Source organism: Nocardia sp. NPDC049737, assembly GCF_040674755.1.
GTDB lineage: Bacteria > Actinomycetota > Actinomycetes > Mycobacteriales > Mycobacteriaceae > Nocardia.
Genome location: NZ_JBFANH010000036.1, coordinates 45385 through 64283 on the forward strand (window position 1 = coordinate 45385; position 18899 = coordinate 64283).

Below are 18899 nucleotides of genomic sequence, written 5' to 3' on the forward strand. Positions count from 1 at the left end.
TAAGCGCCACCGGTGTACCGAAGAACGTGAGGTCAGCGACCGGTAGTTGGGCGTGGAAAGTGCCGGTCGCCAGATCGATGGTGACGTGGATATCGCGGTCGGGTATGGCTTCCGGAAGCAATGCCTCCAAGGTTTCGCTGACCGCGTCCTTGATCACCCGGAACAGTCGTTCCAAATGCACCCCGTCGCGCATGAGGGCCTGCCCACCGACGTTCTGCAGCCAATTCCATTCCTCGTCATTGAGGAAGAGGCCCGGTCGCCCACCTGCGTGTGCAGGAAACGGTTCATGCTCGCCGACGCCGATGCCGATCGCCCGAAAATCCCGAGCATGGGCGACCACCGCAGCGGCGAAGTTGGGTGGGCAGAACGGGGGGAGCATGGTGATGGCGCCCACCACCTCGTCGGGCCAGGGCATCGGAAGGGGGTACGCGGGACGGAAACTCGCACTGAAGCCGGGCGCGGCGATCGTGGAGAACCCGAGGCGGTGCAGCGCCATTCGGCCGCACTTGAAACCCGCGTCTTCGCCACCCAATCTCTCGACGCGCCGCTCGCCGAGCAGCTCATCCGCGACCACATTCGGCGGCAGCAGGGCGTGAATCATCGATTCCCGGAAGACCAGCCACGTCGACTTGTGGTCTTCGAGTTGCACGACGCCGGCATTATCCGCCTTCTGGGCGACAGTGAACTCCTGCACCGCAGGCGATCCAGAGTGGTTGTCGATCACTTCGACAATGAGTTCGCGCTCGCCGTGTCGGTGCTGGCGCCCGGAGATTCGGGCAACGACACGTACCTCGCCGGTGCTGTCGGCCCGCGCCCGTGCGGCCAATTCCGCGACGCCGGCGTGCACGATTTCGATCTGTTCGTCGCTGCGCCAGACCTTTCGACCCAACCACTCGGCCACCCCATCGGCCACGACCGCCGCCGCATGCGCGACCTCGGCTGCGGTCAGCTGCGCGCCTGGCACTCCGGGTGGGCCCACGGTCATCTCGAAGGGGAGGACTCCGATACGCCGTCCGGGGTGCACCGCCATGTCGTCCTCGCCCGGACCTGGTTCGAAAAGCTGGTCTGGCCACGACGTGTCGTCCGGACCGATCCGAATATGCCAGAATCCACCGTCCTCGGCGTCGGGCACGATCAATCTCAGCCCGACTCGACTCACCAGTGTCGTCGGGTCGAATTGCAGCAGCTGCACGGTAAACGGGACGTCCAGGTCGCGTGCTCTGGCCGCCGTCAGGTCGTCCCACAGGCGAATGGCGTAGGCCAACTGCCGAGCCTGCGCATCGTCGAGTTCCTCGGTCGGCACCGAACGCAGGTTCTGCACAAGCAGTTTCAGGGACCGCTCAGTCGCCTCATTCTGTACGTTCGTCGGAAAGTAATCCCGCGCGCTCACTTCACGCGGATATACCTTGATCAACGCCGCCCGCTCGTCATCGCTCAAACGTTCGTGCCACCAACGCTGGATTTCGAGCACCACACTGCGCTGCCTGCTGTCTTCGGGTCGACTCATCCACGCAGCCGTCGCGTCCGGGGCCGCTTTTCCCAGTGCGCGCGTTGCCAGCTCGTGGTCGGACTCGGAAGCCGGTTCGACTGCGAAGGGGTCGTTCGCCGCATCGTCTGGAGGTAGTGCGCCGACGTCGACTGGTCGCAGGGCCCGACCTCGTGTCATGTCCGGGTCGGCGTGTGGGTTGTCTTCGCCCAGTCGTTGCTGTCGTGACTCCAGCGTGCTGTCGCCTTCCCGGCGGGTCAGTTGCAGGACATGTGTGGTCTGCACCGGGAATGGTGGATTTTGCGGGTCGAGCACTGTTTTCGGCTGTGTTGCGTGCTGGTCGTGGATCCAGATCTGTTTGCCGTCGTTGTGGAGCAGGAATAGGTGTCCGATCGCGGCACCGACGGGCCGGGCGTTCACCAGCATTCCCGCACCAGCGCCCAATTCGGTCAGGAGCTGCGCTGCTTCAGCGAGGCCGCCGTCGAGCCGTTTGTGGTGTGCTCCGGCCAGCCAGGCCACTGCTGCTGGTGGTACCGGTTGGTTCACATCGACTGGTTGCTGTACGTCGAATCCGAGATTCCAGGCATCCTGGAATGCTCCTACCGCGCATATGGGATCCACAGCGCCATCCCAGGGCTGAGGGACGTCTGCGGCCGCGTCTTCCCTGCTGTCCGTCGGTTGCACTCCTGCTGCGAGTGCCGTTGTGCTCGTAGCAGTTTCGGCGATTTCCTGGCGCGTATTGCCGTCGGTGACGACGTCGTTCGGTCTGATTTGCCGGGTGTGGTGTGCAATTTCCGCTGTGTCCGCGGGCGCGCGATTCCATTTGGGCTTCAAATGCTTCATCAGCAGCGCAAAGAGTACTGCCTGCCCATCGCTCGGCTTCGGTGCCTTGCCATCGATCGGATTTCCGGAATTGAGTACGGCCGCGCCGACCGACTCTGCAAGAGCGGCTCTCTCGTCCAAGTGCAGTTGTCGATGGGGGGCCCAATGATTTTCGCGATAGCCAGCCCGGCGGCTGTAGTTGGTGAACTGCCCTCCCAGCCAATCCGGGAAATTCTTGTCATAACCATAGAGCCCATTGGCTCTCCCGTGGAGCCATTGTGTGAGCAACGCGGGAAACACATCATCCAAAACCGCGCTACCGGCCTGGGCTACCATGGCCAATGCGAAGCGGTACCCGGCCTCGTCGAACGCCTGGTGAACACCATATCTGAATCCATTGACATAATCTGTCGGGTACTCATCGCGAAGATACGCCTGGTTGATGAATATCTCATTCACGCCGTCGACGGCGTTCTCATCCGGCATGGCCTTCATCGAAATATCCATCCGTCGAGCACCCACCGCGTGGATTTCGACCTCAGGGAAAACATCCCACATGGCTTGGAGGCCCTTGAGGAAGGCTCGGAAATTGCCCGCGTCGATACCCGAGATAGAGGCCCCCATCACTGGGATGCCGTGCTCGGCCTCAAACGCCGCTGCAATATCCGGCACATTGTCATATTCGTTGCCCCACTGCATCCGTGCGTATCGGCTGGCCTCTGGGATGGCAACATCGAGGAGATCCAGCGACTCCGGGTCTAGGCGCAACTGCGCGAACAGCAGCCGATACAGCGTCCGCGCCGCGTCCGAAGCGTTGTCCCATCCGTTGACCTCCACGTCGGCTACAGCCGCACGAGCAGCCCGTCGTACATCGAAACGTTTCGACAAGCCACGGCGTGCGAGGCGCATCAGGCTTCGGGGCTTGATGACAGACTCGCCGAGTTGGTCGCGCACCCACTCCTCGAACGCGGTTTCGTCATCAACTGCCCGCTCAGGCCGAGACCTGACGTAGTGGTCGAAGAGGTACTGGAAGCCCCGCTCCCGCACGACGGCGACACCAGTGGCGTACTGGAATCCATGACGCCGCACCACGCCGACACCAGCGTCGACGAGGACGCTACCGATCGCGCCGACAACCCAGGCAAAGAGTTGTCGGCCAGCGGGCTCATCCGGTGTACCGAGCAGCCGAGGGTCGACAGTTATCGACTCCAGGAAAATCCGGCCGTGATCATCGCGATCCGCCGCGATGTCGATGCCTTTGTCGCCGGCGACTTTGCCGACCGTGATGACGGCTCCATTCCGCACGACAATCTGTCGATGCCTGGAAAGCATGTGGTTCAAGCCGCCAGCCACATTCCGGGATGCTTCAGGATTGTTGAAGCCGACGAGCTCCACCTGCCAGGTCCGCCGCGCCCATCCAGCGACCTCGACAGCCGAACCGCTGTACAACACCGCCGCGTCCAGCCAGTCACGGGAATCGTCCAGTGCGACTGCCGTGGCTTCGGCCGAAAGGTCGGATACAGGATCCGCCACGGCCTGGTTGATGTTGTATTCGAACCACACCGTCTTGCCGCGTCGATGGAGGTCGACACCCCAATTGCCGCGTCGATAGAGGTCGAAACCCCATTGATTGGCGGTGTCGTCCACCATGACGATGCCCCGGCTCGAAGTCCGCGTCGGGTCCAGCGCCGGCAGATGATGGCTATCGTCAGTGACCTCGACCCGCACGATGCCCCGATCGGACATTGTCGCGGTCACCCAGGCGTCCGAATCGGTGTGCCGGAACACGTTGTCGACCAATGCCGTGAATGCCAACTCCGGGAACAAGGTCTGGCTTCGCCCGACGCCAGTGAGCTGGGCAATGGCATGGCGGACCTCGGCGAGCAATTGCCGCTGATCTCGGCTGATCCGCACGCCGGTGGTCAGATCCAGCGGCACGTCTTCACCGGAGGCGTCGGTAGGTGGGACAGCCCACGGGGTAGACCTGGTCAGGCTATCGGTCTGCCAAAGGACGAAACTGACTTCCCTACCCGGCGGCGTCCGGCGCAACGCGAAGCTCCATGACGCGGCCGACCGGTTCAACTCCGGGACCCAGGAATCTTGCGGCCCTGGCAGATCCGGCGTCGGCAACGTACGGCCCTCGGCCGTGACGGTGCAGTGCAACGATGCGTATTTGACCCACATGGTCACTCGCGCACTACTGCTGTGACGAAACGCATCGTCCAACAAAGCGGAGATCAGCCGAACGGCCAAGGCCGTGCGGGGCGCCTTCGGCCAATGCCCTGGCAGGAGGCTCTTGATGTCCAGCTGGCCCAGCTCCCAGTCCTCCTGGGCGATAGTTATCACATTCGAGGCTTCACTGTCGCGCGGGACTGATGGCGCGGTGGGATTCTGCGTAGTTTGCGGTTCTCGTGTGTGGTCGTCTGGAGGTAGTGCGCCGGCGTCGACTGGTCGCAGGGCCCGACCTCGTGTCATGTCCGGGTCAGCGTGTGGGTTGTCTTCGCCCAGTCGTTGCTGTCGTGACTCCAGCGTGCTGTCGCCTTCCCGGCGGGTCAGTTGCAGGACATGTGTGGTCTGCGCCGGGAATGGTGGATTTTGCGGGTCGAGCACTGTTTTCGGCTGTGTTGCGTGCTGGTCGTGGATCCAGATCTGTTTGCCGTCGTTGTGGAGCAGGAATAGGTGTCCGATCGCGGCACCGACGGGCCGGGCGTTCACCAGCATTCCCGCACCGGGGCCCAATTCGGTCAGCAGTTGCGCTGCTTCAGCGAGGCCGCCGTCGAGCCGTTTGTGGTGTGCTCCGGCCAGCCAGGCCACTGCTGCTGGTGGTACCGGTTGGTTCACATCGATTGGTTGCTGTACGTCGAATCCGAGATTCCAGGCATCCTGGAATGTTCCTACCGCGCATATGGGATCCACAGCGCCATCCCAGGGCTGAGGGACGTCTGCGGCCGCGTCTTCCCTGCTGTCCGTCGGCTGTACCCCTGCTGCGAGTGTCGTTGTGCTCGTAGCACTTTCGGGACCTTGGGCGGCCTCGGGTGTGGTTGGGGCTGGATTAGGCGACGCGGCAGGGGAGCGTCGATCGGACCACGGTGTACGCGAGCGCGCCTGTGGCTCAGCTTCATCGGCGGCTTCCGTGGTCTGTTCAGTGGCTTGCCGCTTGTTCAGCCATTGGTTTGGGCTCGCTACCGCGGTACCCACTCCGTGGCTGATCATCACATAGCCTTCGGCGGCTAACTGCCGATACACCTTGCCCACCGAGGTTGCCGACGACAACCCCAGCCGTTCGGCGAGTTCTCGGGCGGCAGGCAACAACCGACCCTCAGACAACCGACCCGACTCGATCACCGTGCGCAAGGCCGAAAGCAATGTGGCTTGCCAGCCCTTGCGATCTGCCTCCGCAGCGAGTTCCGCCCGTGATGACCCCTGCACAAGTAGCGTGAGCAATTCCCGCCCAGTCAAAGTCGGCCCCGCACCGGGATTCGGCGCATCCGGCCAGCTGTCGGCGGGGGTCACCGAGGTCCCGATCCCGCGCCTGCTGACCACATATCCTTCGGCGGCCAGTTGCCGATACGCCTGCCCGACGGTGCTTTCTGTAGGCAATTCCAGGTATTCGGCGAGTTCAGCGGCCGTCGGCAGCACGCCGGCCACGGGCAGTGCACCGGAGCGAATAGTCTCGCGCAACCGCGGGACCAGTGCGTCACGCCAACCCATCCGGGCACCATCGGCCGCGAGTTCCTGTCTCGACCATCGTTGGACGAGAGTCTTCGAATCCACCGGCAAGATCTCAGCTAGCACGCGCGCGGCCCGATGATGCAATTTCTTGACGGCGTTCGGGGTGCGAGTGCCACCCATTGCGGCCGCAGTCTCGGCGTTCGTCAGCTTTTTCAGATGCCGGAGTTCCAGGCACCGCTGCGCATCGGGGTCATCGAGCTGGCGGATCGCGCGCTGCAGCTTTTTCAGCTTGTCCGTGTCACCGCCGGCAGCCGCAGCGATGGCCTCCTCGAATGCCGCAGCCACCTTGGCCAGTTCGGTGTCGAGCGAAGACGGTCCGGCCGATTCGTCGCCCGCGTCGAGCTCTTCGACTTGATCAGTGGGAACTCCGGCGACGGCATGTGCGGCGTAGTACTCGAGCGACTCGATGATGGTCGGGTCGGTGTATGGCATAGCCTTAGATGTCTGTTCGACCGATAGTCCCTCCTGGTGCCTGAGCACGAGGCATTGATACCGGGTTGGATGCGCCTTCTGGAGAGTCTCGAGACGCCGTCGCAGATCCCGCCGCGTCGCGCGAGCCAGCGCCTGTCCGTATTGACCGACGCGCACATCTTCGGGCAGCGCCGACAAAATCCCCTGCCGCAGTCGCGCGAACTCGACGTGCTCGGTGGTCACACGTCCGGCGATATTCGCCACTGCCTGCCCGACATCTTTTTGAGGCGAAGTAAATAGCGGATTCGCCGCGACGAGAGTGTCTTCGGTGATTTGTCGTGCGAGCAGTTGCCGCTCATTCGAATCGACGTCGATAATCCCGCGGCCGGTCAGCTTCCGCAGCGTTGACAACGCCCGCTGATACACCTCTTCCGCAATGAGTTCCCGCCGCCGAGCCAGTGGTGCCTCGTTCCGTACACCAGGTGCGGTGGGCGCACCAGCTACCTGCTCCGGAGAATCTTCCTCGACGGCACGGCCGAGAGCCTCGGCTGGCTTCATGGAAGAGTGACGGCTCCATGGCGTTTTCAGGTCTGGACCCTGTGCAGCCGTGCCGCCGATGCGGACGGTGCTCGGAGACTTTTCCGTGGTTCCGTGCTGCTCCGAGTCTGTTTGGCCTGCAGCGCTTATCGGTGTGCGATCCGCGGAACTAGCGATTGCCCGAGATTGCTTGCCCGTGGCTGAACTATCTGTGCCCGTGGAGTTTTCGTTGTTTATGGCAGGCGTTGGGTTGTGCTCGGTGTCGGAGGCCAGCGCTTTCTCTATGTCGGGTGACGCGCCGTTGCCCTCCGGACCCTCCAGTGGGCCAAGGACTTTGCCCTTTTTGCGCGGAGCTTCTTGGTTGGGATCATGCGGGTGGAGGTTGGTGAGGTTGTCGTCCTCGTCGGTGGTGAGGTAGGCGACGAAGGCCTCTTTGATGTCGGGGTAGGACTGTTTCCATTTGTCGACGGTACGGACGCGGGGAATGCGCTCAGGGTCGTTGGGGTCGGTATGCGGGTCGTCGGGGTTGGTGATGTTGGTGTCGAAGATGACGACGTTGCCGCCAGGTTTGTTGTCGGTATTGGTGATGGTGATGGAGTGCATGTTCTTGCCGTCGTCGAGGAGGAGGACGGCGGTGTCGGCTCCGTCTTTGAGGTTTCGGACGTCGTCGATGGTCTTGGCGACGGGGTCTTCGGCGCCTGGGATTTTGACGAGTTGGGTTGCGATGGCTCGCCGGAGGTGTTCCGGGCTCTTGTGCCGCCTCTTTGGTTTGATTCCCGTGTTGAGGCCGAGTGCCCAGGTTGCTTCGGATGTTTGGTTGATGCAGTCGAGCAGTCTGCGGGCTTTGAACAGCCGGTGGTACAGGGACCAGCCCGCGATGGTGCCGAATGTCGCGGCTATGGACATGCCGGTCGTTTGGTGACCCAACAGCGCTATAGCGCCGCCGGCGACCGCTGGGCCCATCGCGAACGTGCTTCGGGTCGTCACGGTGCCGATCGATCTCACTCGTCCGAGCACCTCGGACGGGGTCGTCTTGTTCGTATAGGTGCCGATGGGTATGCCAGCTGAACCGAGGACTGCCCATGTGCTGGCGAGTCCTGCCGACGCTATCCAGGGGTTGGTGGTGGTTGCCTGGAGTATCGCGGGCACGGCCAGGCCGGCCAATCTGGCCGTGAGCAGTGTGTCGATGCTGGTCTTCTCCAACCAGCGCTTGGGTATCAGGTTCCCGACCACGCCCCCGAGTGGGGTGATCAACATCGCTGTTCCCTGTTGCCATCCCGGAAGACCGGAGTTGGCGATCAGCGACGTGAATTGCAGTCCCTGCATTCCCAAGTAGAAATTTGTGAGGCCTAGGTTGAAGTTGTAACGTCGCTGCACCGGAAGGTTCTGGACGGCACGCCAGCCCTCGGCGATCGACTTCCGAATGCTCTCCGGTTTTTCCGTTTTCGGTGCGTTCGAGACCGTCGGCAAGGCCGCCCATGTTGCCAGATTCACAATGTTCGTACTGACATCGATGAGGGGAGCCGTCCACGCGCCGGCCTTCAGCACAATGGGCGCCAGGCCCTGTCCCAGCACACGAGTGAGATTCATTCTGAGATTGTTGAATCGGTTCAGTCCGTCTTGCGCGGCGCCGGCCATTTCGATAAGTACCTTGTCGGCGGCACTGCTGTAGAGGACGGATGCGGACGCTCCGACGAGCGTTGTTCCGATGAGGATGGGGGCGGCGTACGACGTGCCGGATGCGAGCGCGCCAGTTGCTATCAGCCCTCCTGCTGCCGACACGACTTGGGTGCCGATCACCAATTTCTTGGGTCGTGGGGTGCGGTCGGTCAGATGCCCCGCGATCAGTGCGCCGCCGATGTGCGGCAGCTGCACGGCCCATCCGATTGCGCCTGCCGGTCCTGGTCCGAGCTCTTGCACGAAGTACAGACCCGTCATCATTAGCATGAGCTCGGCGCCGGCGTCGTTGAAGAACTCGGCGCCGAGCCGTACGCCGACATAGGGGTTGTTCCGAACCACGTCCCGCAGTGAATCGCTGCCCGTGGAGTTTTCGCTGTTGGTCGCAGGCGTGGGGTTGTGCTCGGTGTCGGGTGCCGACCCTTCGTCGGGGTCTTCGGGAGTGTTGTTGCTTCGCTTGCCCAGGATCGGGTGCTGTCGTTGTTCTCGGGTGGGGCCGTGGGCGTCTGGCTGGTGGATGGGGCGGAGGCTGCCTTTGGTGGTGTCTTCGGTGTCTTCCGTTTCTTTGGTGAATTCGAGGATGAAGGCGTCGCGGATTTCCCCGAAGTCGGCACGCATGCGGGGGAGGGATCGTTCCCATTGGGTGCGGGTGCGGACTCGTGGTGTGCGTTGTTGTTGATTGGGTTCGGAGGATGGGGGGATGAGGGTGTCGAAGATGAGGGCTGTGCCGTTGACGTTGGTGACCATGTAGCCGTGGGCGCTGGTGCCGTTGTCGATGACGATGACGACGGTGTCGACGTCGCTCGGGTCTTCGACGCGGTCGATGATGTGGGCGAGTGGGTCAGGGGTGGTGGTCGATATGGGGGTTCTGGTGAGTTCGGCGTGGAGGCTGTCTTCGAGTTGCCGCCAGGTTTCGGCGTTTTCGTCGGGGATGGTTGCTTGGTCGTATCCGACGGCCCAAGTGGCACGCATGGTCTGGACGAGGCATTTGCGGACGTGTTCAGGGATTTCGGCGGTTGTGTCGGAATCGGTTGTGGTGGGCGCTGATTCGAGGTCGGTCGTGTTGATGTGGGCGGTGGCGACCGTCAGCTGGACACGGCCGGGCGCGGCCACAATTGTGCTCAGCTCCAGCTCATCTGATGAATGACCGAGTGCGATCGTGGTCAGCTTGTTCGCGCCGCGTTGCGTCGCCGAATGCAGTTCCTCGGGCAGCTCCTCCGGTATCGGTTCGGTGGACAGTCGCTCATCTTGTTCGGGTGCCTGGTCGTTGCGATCGGCAAGTGCGGTAACCATTTCGGCCGCGGCGTCGGTTCCGTCGCCGAGTACCGCCCACACGGTGTAGCCGCCCGGGACGTATTCGATTCCGTAGTGTTCGGCATAGATCTCGGCGAGGTTCAACGCTTCGGCATCCGCGCTGCCGCGAACGTGCAACTCGAGGCAGACCGCGGCACCGTCGTCCGTCGTCAGCTTGGTCAGGACCAGGGTTGCGTCGGTCTCCGCATCGTTCGGAACTGCGCCAACCAGCTCATCGGCCAAAAGCGTTGCCGTGCCGAACTGCTCGGCTGGCCAGGAGTCCTGGCCCGCCAGCAGACCTCGGACCAGGTCGGCCGCTTCGGCCCGGACCTGGTTCCGGTCCGCAGCACCGCTGCCACGCCCGATCACCAGCGACCGCAGCTCCGCAGCGGCTACTGTGCTGGGCCTCGTCTCGGCAGGTTCCTCGACCGCACCCGACCCCAGCTCCTCGCGGATCTCATCCGACAACAGCAATGTCTGGTCGTCGAGCACGCTCAACGTTACGAGTCGATCGCCCGGCTCGCCGGAAAATTCGATCTGCACCCAGCCCGTGAGGTCCGGATCGTCGGCAGGGCGGGCGTCCAGAAGCATTCGTGTGGCCATATCGACCGCCAGCACTCTTTGCTCTCGCGGCCAACCGGTCGTCAAGTGGCGCAGCACCGACCGCACTCTGGCGACATCCGCGGCCACCGTTTGCTCCGGATCGATCGCAATCGCGATACGTACCGGACCGCCGGTTGCACCGGCCACAGCACCGAGGGCCAGCGTCATCCCGGCCTCGCGTCGCTCGCCGCGCCCCTGCGTGACGGACAACGTGGCCGCACCGTCCTCGGTGTGTGCGATGTGAACGATGCACCAATCATCTTCGCCGGCAGCCAGAGTCAATGCGTCGAGTACGCCCCAGACGGTCGCTGCTTGCTGGTCGTCGTGCCAGTGCGTAAGGACGTTATCGACCGACATCGGCAGCTCACCGTCGACGCGCGCGACCTCGACGCTGCGCTCCACCCGGATATCCGCAGCCGACAACCGTTGAGCCAAGGCCACGTAACCGGCCACGCGCCGCCCTTGGTTGTCGACCATCGCGACTTCGAGCTCTTGGCCGTCCGGCCGATCGACCAGCCGCGCTGTGAGCCGGGCGCTTTCGGCCATACCGGCGTCGAAGATGGCGTTGACCATCCGACCGGCCATCCGCAGCCCCTCCGCGTGCGCCTCGGCCGGTTGACCCACCATTACCTGGTCGACCAGCTGCTCGAGCTGGTCCTGCACATCGTCGGCGTTGTCGCCCGCGCGGTATTCGATCTCTCGCGATGCGGTGGCTGCCGAGCTGGGTCCAAGGTCCGCGGCTGTATCCATTGCGATGAATTGGTCGATGACGACCTGCTCGCCTTCAGTCGGCGTCAGACCGCTGACCATGGCGGGCACCATCGCCTCCGCCTCTGCCTCAGCCGGAATGAGGGCGCCGTCTTCCTGGCGGATACCGTAGGAGCTGAATTGACGCGCCATCCACGCTCGCAGCGCGTCGACATCGGTCGAGCCGTAGGTGTCTTTGAAGTACTTTTGCACCGTGCCGTAGGTGCTCGCCTCGTTCTGGGAGGAGAGAAGCCTGCGCAGCAGGTGGGTCAGTTCGTGGATGCCGAGACTGAGGAACATGCGCTCGGGGTCGCCGCGAAGTCGTCCGGAGGCGACTTGCTGTACTGCCGCGGCGCGCATCCGCGCGGGCGCAGTGGCCCACAGCTCGTTGAAAACAATGCCCTCAACAGACTCCTGGCCGAAGGTGTCCCCGTCCAAGGGGGCAATTGAGCTCTTCGACAAGGCTGCCGCGAGCACCCGGAAGGCGCGGATCATGATAAGTACGGCCTCGACGAGTTGACCGGCGGTATCGAGGTTGATGCCGGGGTTCTCGAAACCGGGGAGGTCGATATTACGGTCGGCCTTCATGGCCGCGACCATCGCCATCTTGTCCCGCTGCTCTGCCGGAGTCACCGGATGGTATTCTGCCGCCAATTGCTGCCTGCTGTGGTACATCTCGGCCATCTGCTCGGCGGCGAGTTGCAGTTTCTGGTAAGCGTGTACCTCCCCGACCGTTGCGGTGGCAGCGTCGTGCTCCATCGCCGCGAATGCGCCGGCCAGCGCGGCGGCGGCGTCGAATTTGTCAGTCTGGTGGTCGCGTCCATAGGTCCGGAATTCACTGTCTCGCCGGGCATAACCGGCGCTCGAGGACCACGCGGTCGGCCCTTCATGGTTGTCTTCGTAGTGGTTGAGCAGGGTCGAAACAAGTCGATTCGACGCCTTCCGCATACCGGTGTTGTTCAGTGCGTGGGCAAACTCGCGCAGGACCAACCCCAGCGCTGGGTTGTCGAGCGGGCCCGGGGCACGCCCACTGTTCACCATTGCCCTCCAGTTCACGGCGAAGAACTCTGGGCTGGTAGCGAGGCTCTTGCCCACCGTGATCGACTGCGTATACGGGTAGCTCGTTTCGCTCCCCGCGACATGGTCGCTCGTGGCGAACGGTGGGATGCCCGAGACGGGGCCGATACCTACCCGATGCAGTTGGACATGCGGGTATTTCGTCAACAGCACGTGAATCGCCAGGGCGAACGCTCGTGCGAATTCCACCGACACACCGGGCAAGTCGAATCCGAACACATCGACGTGGTGTCTGCGACGCAACTCCGCGGCGATCTCGATCGCGGTGGTGCAGGATTCGAATGGGTCGCCGGAAGGGGCGATGGCGTTCTCCGTGAGGATGAAATCACGGACCGCGCGTGCGAAATGCCGATCCTGCTCGCGCTGTTCCTCGGAATAGCCCGGGTCGTTGTACGGCAGACGCTGTTCCGGAGTGGCCGCGCGCCAATGGCGTTGCAGCCGTGCATCGTGGATCCTGCTACTCGTATGTTCGAGGAAGTCGGCACTCGAGATGTCGGTCCCGGCACGCAAAGCATCGAGGACCAAGGGCGCCGCCATCTCGGCGAGGCGAAGGTATTCGGCCTGCACGTCGTGCGGAAGCTCATGGAAAGCGGTGGTGTCCAGGGGGACTCGATCGCTGCCGTGGGCGGATATCCATGCCGGATCGGTGGTTGTATCGAGGCTCGAATCGTACCCAGCGGTGTCGGTCGGCTGGTTGGTGCGCCGCGTATCGAGCAGTTGTGCGGCCAACCCGACCACCAGCGAACGTGGTGGTCGCACGGAAGCGTTCGTATCCGTCGCCGGCGTATCGACCGGAATGAGCGGCTCATGGACCTCGGAACTGCGGTCGCCTTCGGGATCATGGGTCGCGGGACGCTCTTGGTCGGATCGGGGGGCGCGTCCGGCACCCCATACCTCGTTGGGCGGTGCCATGAATGAGAGGAAGCCCTCGACCGGCGTCCCATTCTTCGTGGCGGGAATCGCTTCTGGGTGGCCACCATCATTTCGGCGCGCGCGACCTGGTTTGGAACTGAAAGGATCACCGGTACCTCGGTACTCCTTTGGTGCTGTTGACGATTGCTGTGCTGCCGACGCGGGCGTCCGGGGCGCGGATTCGTGTGCGGGAACCTTTATCAATGCAATGGTTATGTTGTCGTCGGCTCCGGCGGCCAGGGCGCGTTCTCGGAGTGCGTGCGATGCCGCGAGCAGGTTCCCGTTCGATTGGGCCAGGGCTCGTTTGACGATTTCGGTGAGTTTCTCGGGCGCTGCTTCGCCGGTGATCGCCTCCAATGCGCCGTCGGAAAACAGGCCAACAACACCGTCACCGCTCACGTCATCTGCGACCTTCGCGTGCGATTCGCCGTCCTTCGAGCCCGCACCGAGGTAACGCTGCAGACCGCTGTACATCGCCGAATTCTTGACCTGCTCTTCGGTCCAGTCGCCGAAGCGGTGCCGAATCTCTGCAATATTCGTATCGTCACTGGTCAGCCATTTGGACGGGCCGTCATCCAGGGCGAGCCACGCCGCCCGGCTGTCACCCCTCCAGTCCACAATGACCTGCCCGCCCACCACCATTGCGCAAACGATCGTGCATGCGGGCGGCTTTTCGGGACCGGCGTACTCGGGGAGATTCGCCAGATCGCGAACTGCCTTATCGGCAGCCGCCGTCGCCTTCCGCACGATCGACAACGGATTCCACGGCTGGCCAGGCCGGAGCTCGGCCAACGCTGCCATCGCGTGATCATGAAAAGCGTCGGCCGCGACCCGGGCCGCGTGATCGCCGCGGGGCCGCTTCGATATGCCGTCATCCACCACCGCGAGGTACACGGGTTGCCCGTCGGGACCGGTCGCCACCGCAATCCTGAACGCATCCTCATTGGTGTCATGCCCATCGTTTTCCGGCCCCACGCCGATATCGCTTACCGCGGCAACAGGACCCAGATTCAGCTCGACCCGAGGTTGCGGCAGCGGCCAAGCACCCACCTCTTGCGGCGCAGCACTGCCATCGTGTGGCGGTGCCTGTTCTTCTCCGCGGAGTTCGTGTACTGCCTGCTCGAGCAAGTCACGGAACGGCGTGCCGAGCGCAAGATGCTTGAACGCGAGTTTTCGCATAGTGAGCGGGTGACCGTAATCTGTCAGCCTCGCCGTACGTTCAGCGATAGCGACGAGCAGATCGCGGACTATTCGTGCCGCAGCTTGCAACGGTTGCAGATCAGGCGCGTGAGCCGCGGCCACGGCAAACGCCTGATCCATTCTTTGCGCTATGTCCAATGCGAGGTCGGGCTGCAGGGTTCGGGCCAGGAAATATTCGGCCGCCGTTGCAATAACGGGCAGCAGGGATGCCGCACTTGCGGCGACGTTCTGGCTCGATCCGGTTTGCGCACGGTCGAATTCCGCCAATGCCGTTTGCAATGACCGGAAGGCTTGGTCGATATCGGCATCGAATCCATCGACCGATCTGGCCAGCAGATATCTATCGATGAAGTCTGCCCAATCCGTAGGATCGGCCCTTTGCGCATCGAGGTGTCTGCCGAGTCCGAATGCTTTCTTGGTCGCTTCCTCGGTGTCTTCGCGATGTGCGAGCGCCGGTCGGACATTCTCTGAAAGTGAAGATTCTTCGGCCCAGGGTACAGACTGTATGGTCTTCTCCATAAGCTCGACCATGTGCCCGAGGTGCGAGGGAACACTGTCCAGAAAATTCAGCTCATTGTCTGGAGCGGGAAAGAGTTCAGGTACCAGCGGCGCGCCGAGGGGAAATGCGCCAGTGAGGTTGAACAGTGCGTTCGCGGCGGCATATAGCGCCCGCGCCTCCGGCAGGCGAGCCGCGACGTCGCGGGCGACCGCGAACAGCGTCGGGTAGTCGGGGATGTTGCCGGAATGGGTCTTCGTTTTGAATCGGCGGAGTTGCTCCCACAACACGACATTGAGCAACCTCCCCGCGCCGACCGCGGTTCGGACCGACGGTGACTCGCCGCGGCGGAACGCATCGAGAATGGCTGCGATTTCGGTTGTTGTATCGGCGAGCAGTCGCTGTGCGTCATCGTCGGAAAGTGTTGCGGCCCAGTTGTGCAACTCCTGGTCGGTGGAATTGAGCGGGTCCGGTGTGTCCACACCGGCGGGGGCTGCTTCGGTGCTTGCCCCGTGCGTCGTAGCCGCGGCCCCTACCTCTGTTCCCGCGGTTGACTGGGCAGCCGCTGCACCGTCCCGTCTGCTCGAGTTCAACGCGTTCGCGACCGCGCGAACCCGGTCGGCGGCCGCCCGATAGCGCTCGACCGCTGCAAGTGCCCTCGCCGCCGCCTGCCGCTCGGTTTCGGCGTGGAAGTAATGCACCAGCAGGCGAAGCCGTTGCGGGGGAAGGGCTTCCGGATGGTCGATGGCATTGCGCAATTCGTTGAGCAGCCCGACGTTCCGGCGTAGTTTCCGTAAGAGCTCGAACTCTTCGGGTGCTGCGGTGCGCGGATCCACCACCGTGGCTCGACGTTGGGCCTCGGCATTCGTGCATGCCGACTCCAACTCGCCGGAATCCACTGTTGCCAGCAAACTCCGGACGTCGATATTCGCCGGGACACCTGTTTGCGGCGTCTCCAACGCGGCCGCGACCTGGTCGACCCGGTCGGCCGCGGCCGCCAAGCGATCGGCCGCCTCCTGCCTGCGTCGCGGATCGCGGATATCGTGTCCGCCGAGCTGGTTTGCCTCAGCCAACGCCGCTTGCCGCTCGGCCTCCGCATGGAACAAGTGCGCCAGCAACCGCAGCCGTTCCGGGGCAACCGCCTCCGGATGCTCCATCGCATCGGTCAGCTCTCCGAGCCGATCGATCGTCCGGCTCAGCTGCTGGAAGCGCTCCAGATCTTCACCCGCTGCCGCGTGTGAATCCACCACTGCGGCATGACGTTCCGCTACGGCAGCTTCACGTACCGACGCCAGCTGTGCGCTATCGACAGTCGCCAACAGATCCGCGACCACAGGGCGATTCGATTCGGAACCGCGGCCCACGCCCGGGTCATCTGTTGGGCCGGTGATCGGATTCTGGGGATGTGTTCGGGGGACATCATCCGAGACGGGGTCGTGTAGGGCGGACAGGACGCCGTTCTCGGACTTGAAGTAGGCGACGAATGCCCTGTCGACGCGCGGGTAGGGCGGGCTCCATTCGTCGTAGTGGCGAATTTGTGGACTGGCGAGTGAATCGGATATGACGACTTCGCCGTTGACATTGGTGATGACGTAGCCGTGAGACCTGTTACCGCGTTCGACGACGACTGTGGCGGTGTCCACGCCGCCGCGTTTGTTGCGTACGATGTCGACGACCGATGCCAGGGGGTCGGCGATCTCTGACTGCTCGGTGTTCGGCTCGGTCGCGGTGGTTGGGAGTGCCACTTCGACGAGCTGTGCGGCGACGGCGGCTTCCAGGTCGGGCCAAAGGTTTTCGCCTTCACCGGGCACCCATGCACTGTCGTGGCCCAGGTACCACAGTGCTCTGACCAGCTGGATTATGCAGTCCTGCCGAACCGGGGCCGTCGCACCGGCCCGCGCCTTCGTCGCTGTCGACGGCGCGGATAACACCTCGCCCGATGCCTCGGGAACGCTGGGCGGACGGCGGAATACCACCTGGACGTCGTCGTACTCCCCGACGGGACCATCCATCTCGACGATCGTCTCGGTGAAACCGTGGTGCGCGGCCATCTTTCCGGTCCACGTACCCAATGCGGCCTCATTCGGCGAAAGCCGTTGCCGAATGCGGCGATTGAACGAATCGAGGTTGTCGGTCAGCTCGGTGCCGGCCCGCCACACAGCACGGATTTGAGTCACGTTGTCGCCGACAGCGTTCCACAGTTCCTCGAACATCGTGCGCCCGTGCGGAGTGCGCGGGGACGCGTGGACAACGAATGTGAGCGTGCCGTCGGCGGCCACTTGGCCGTTGATGCCCTCGTCGGGGTGCATCGCTTCGCCTTCGGCGTTTCTCGGTGTTTCCAGGCCGTACCTGTTGGCGTACCGCGCCAATGGTGCGACCGAGACAGCCGTACGGATCCGCTCCAGCGTGTGGGTGTACCAGTCCTGCGCGCCGATTGTCTCGAGCTGTGGGCGCAACGCGATGAACTGCTGCTCGAAGGCCTCCACCTGCGATCGCACCTGCGATCGCACCATGCCGCCACCGAGGAACCTGACGCGGCCACGCCTGCTGAACCGGAAGTGACGAGCCAGCGGACCGAGCACCGCACGCACACCCGCCGGGGCGATGAGTGGGCGCGCACGGGAATCGGATGAATCATGTGATTGCTCGTCGCGATTGCTATCGGATGCCGTTTCGGTATCCGTCGTGGAGCGCGTGCCCAGTAGTGTCGACTGCGCATCCGTCGGTTCGTCAGAACCGGCGGAAGTCGTTGTGGCCGAGTTACTTTCGACTGCGGCCGAGTGCGGAGTGTTATCGGTGAGTCCAGGGTCGGCTTCGGTGCTGATTGCGAGGTCGACGCCTTGGTTGCGTGCCGCGAGTATGGCTTCGGTGAGTGCGGCGGCATTGAGCTTGCCGTGGATATGGCGCATATGGGTGCGGACTGTCGGCTCCGCGATGTGAAGTGCCTGTGCTACTTCCCGGTAAGTCAGACCAGCTGCAACGAGGCGTAATACATCGGCCTCACGACCGGTCAGCGGCTGGTGTCCCGCTTGGCGCTCGGCTGGCGCCGTCGAACCAGCATCGGGGCGAGACGGGATTGCGGGATCGAGCGGAAACCGTGTGTTCAACCAGTCCAGGACGGTGCGAAGTAGCTCGTGCGCCGTATTTTCGGTCGGGTCGGCCGAATGGGGCGCCGTTTCCTGCGCACTCACGCGCTGGCCGCGCTGGAAAGCTTGCTCATACGGCGTCGGCTCGGAAATGCCCAACCGTGCCGACAGCGGTTGCGCGAGTTTTGACCGCGCTTCCGCCGATACCTTCGCGACCCTTCGTTCGGTCATACCAGTCGCGGCGGCTGCTTCGGGCACGCTTGCCCCCGCCGCGAACAGCAACCGGGCGACCGGAAGTTCCTCGTGATCGAGAATGCCCTCGCGATGAGCCCACTCGATGCACCATTGCAGAACTTCGGGTTCGTCGGCGCGCGCGGTTTCGATGAGCATGTCCGTCTGCGCAGCGGTGAGCGCGGGTTCGTCGGCGCGCTGCACAGCCATCGGGGCGGACGCGGCCGCCAGGGCAGGCGGGCGATACAGGCCGCGCCGGAAGCCGATGCGTTTCGCCATCCGGCGAACCGCCCCCTGCGCCAAATGCCTGACGGTGGACTCGTCGTCGTAGCCCAACGCCGACGCCACGGCGGCAGGTGACAATCCGCGCTCGTAGAGACCGACCACGACCCGCTGCTGCACAAGCGTGAGCCGACCGAGTGCCTCCCGCAACTCCTCGGGGCTCGCCTCCGCCAAAGCCCTGCTCAATATCGCCTCGCGCTGTTCATGCGCGGCGGAAATCGTAGCGACCAGTCGGACGGCGGCTTGGGTTGCTGTGCTCCGGACCATCGGAGTAGCCGGAGCACCCTGGCGGAGCATGCGCAGCGCC

General features: G+C 63.7%; 1 protein-coding gene (running past both ends of the window). It reads right to left on the reverse strand.

Positions 1-18899 carry part of the coding region annotated (locus tag AB0J47_RS35770) for a LuxR C-terminal-related transcriptional regulator (RefSeq protein ID WP_364356737.1) on the reverse strand (this coding region is incomplete at its 3' end). The annotated region is longer than the window, extending 19158 nt past the left edge and 15728 nt past the right edge, so 18899 of the 53785 annotated nt are shown.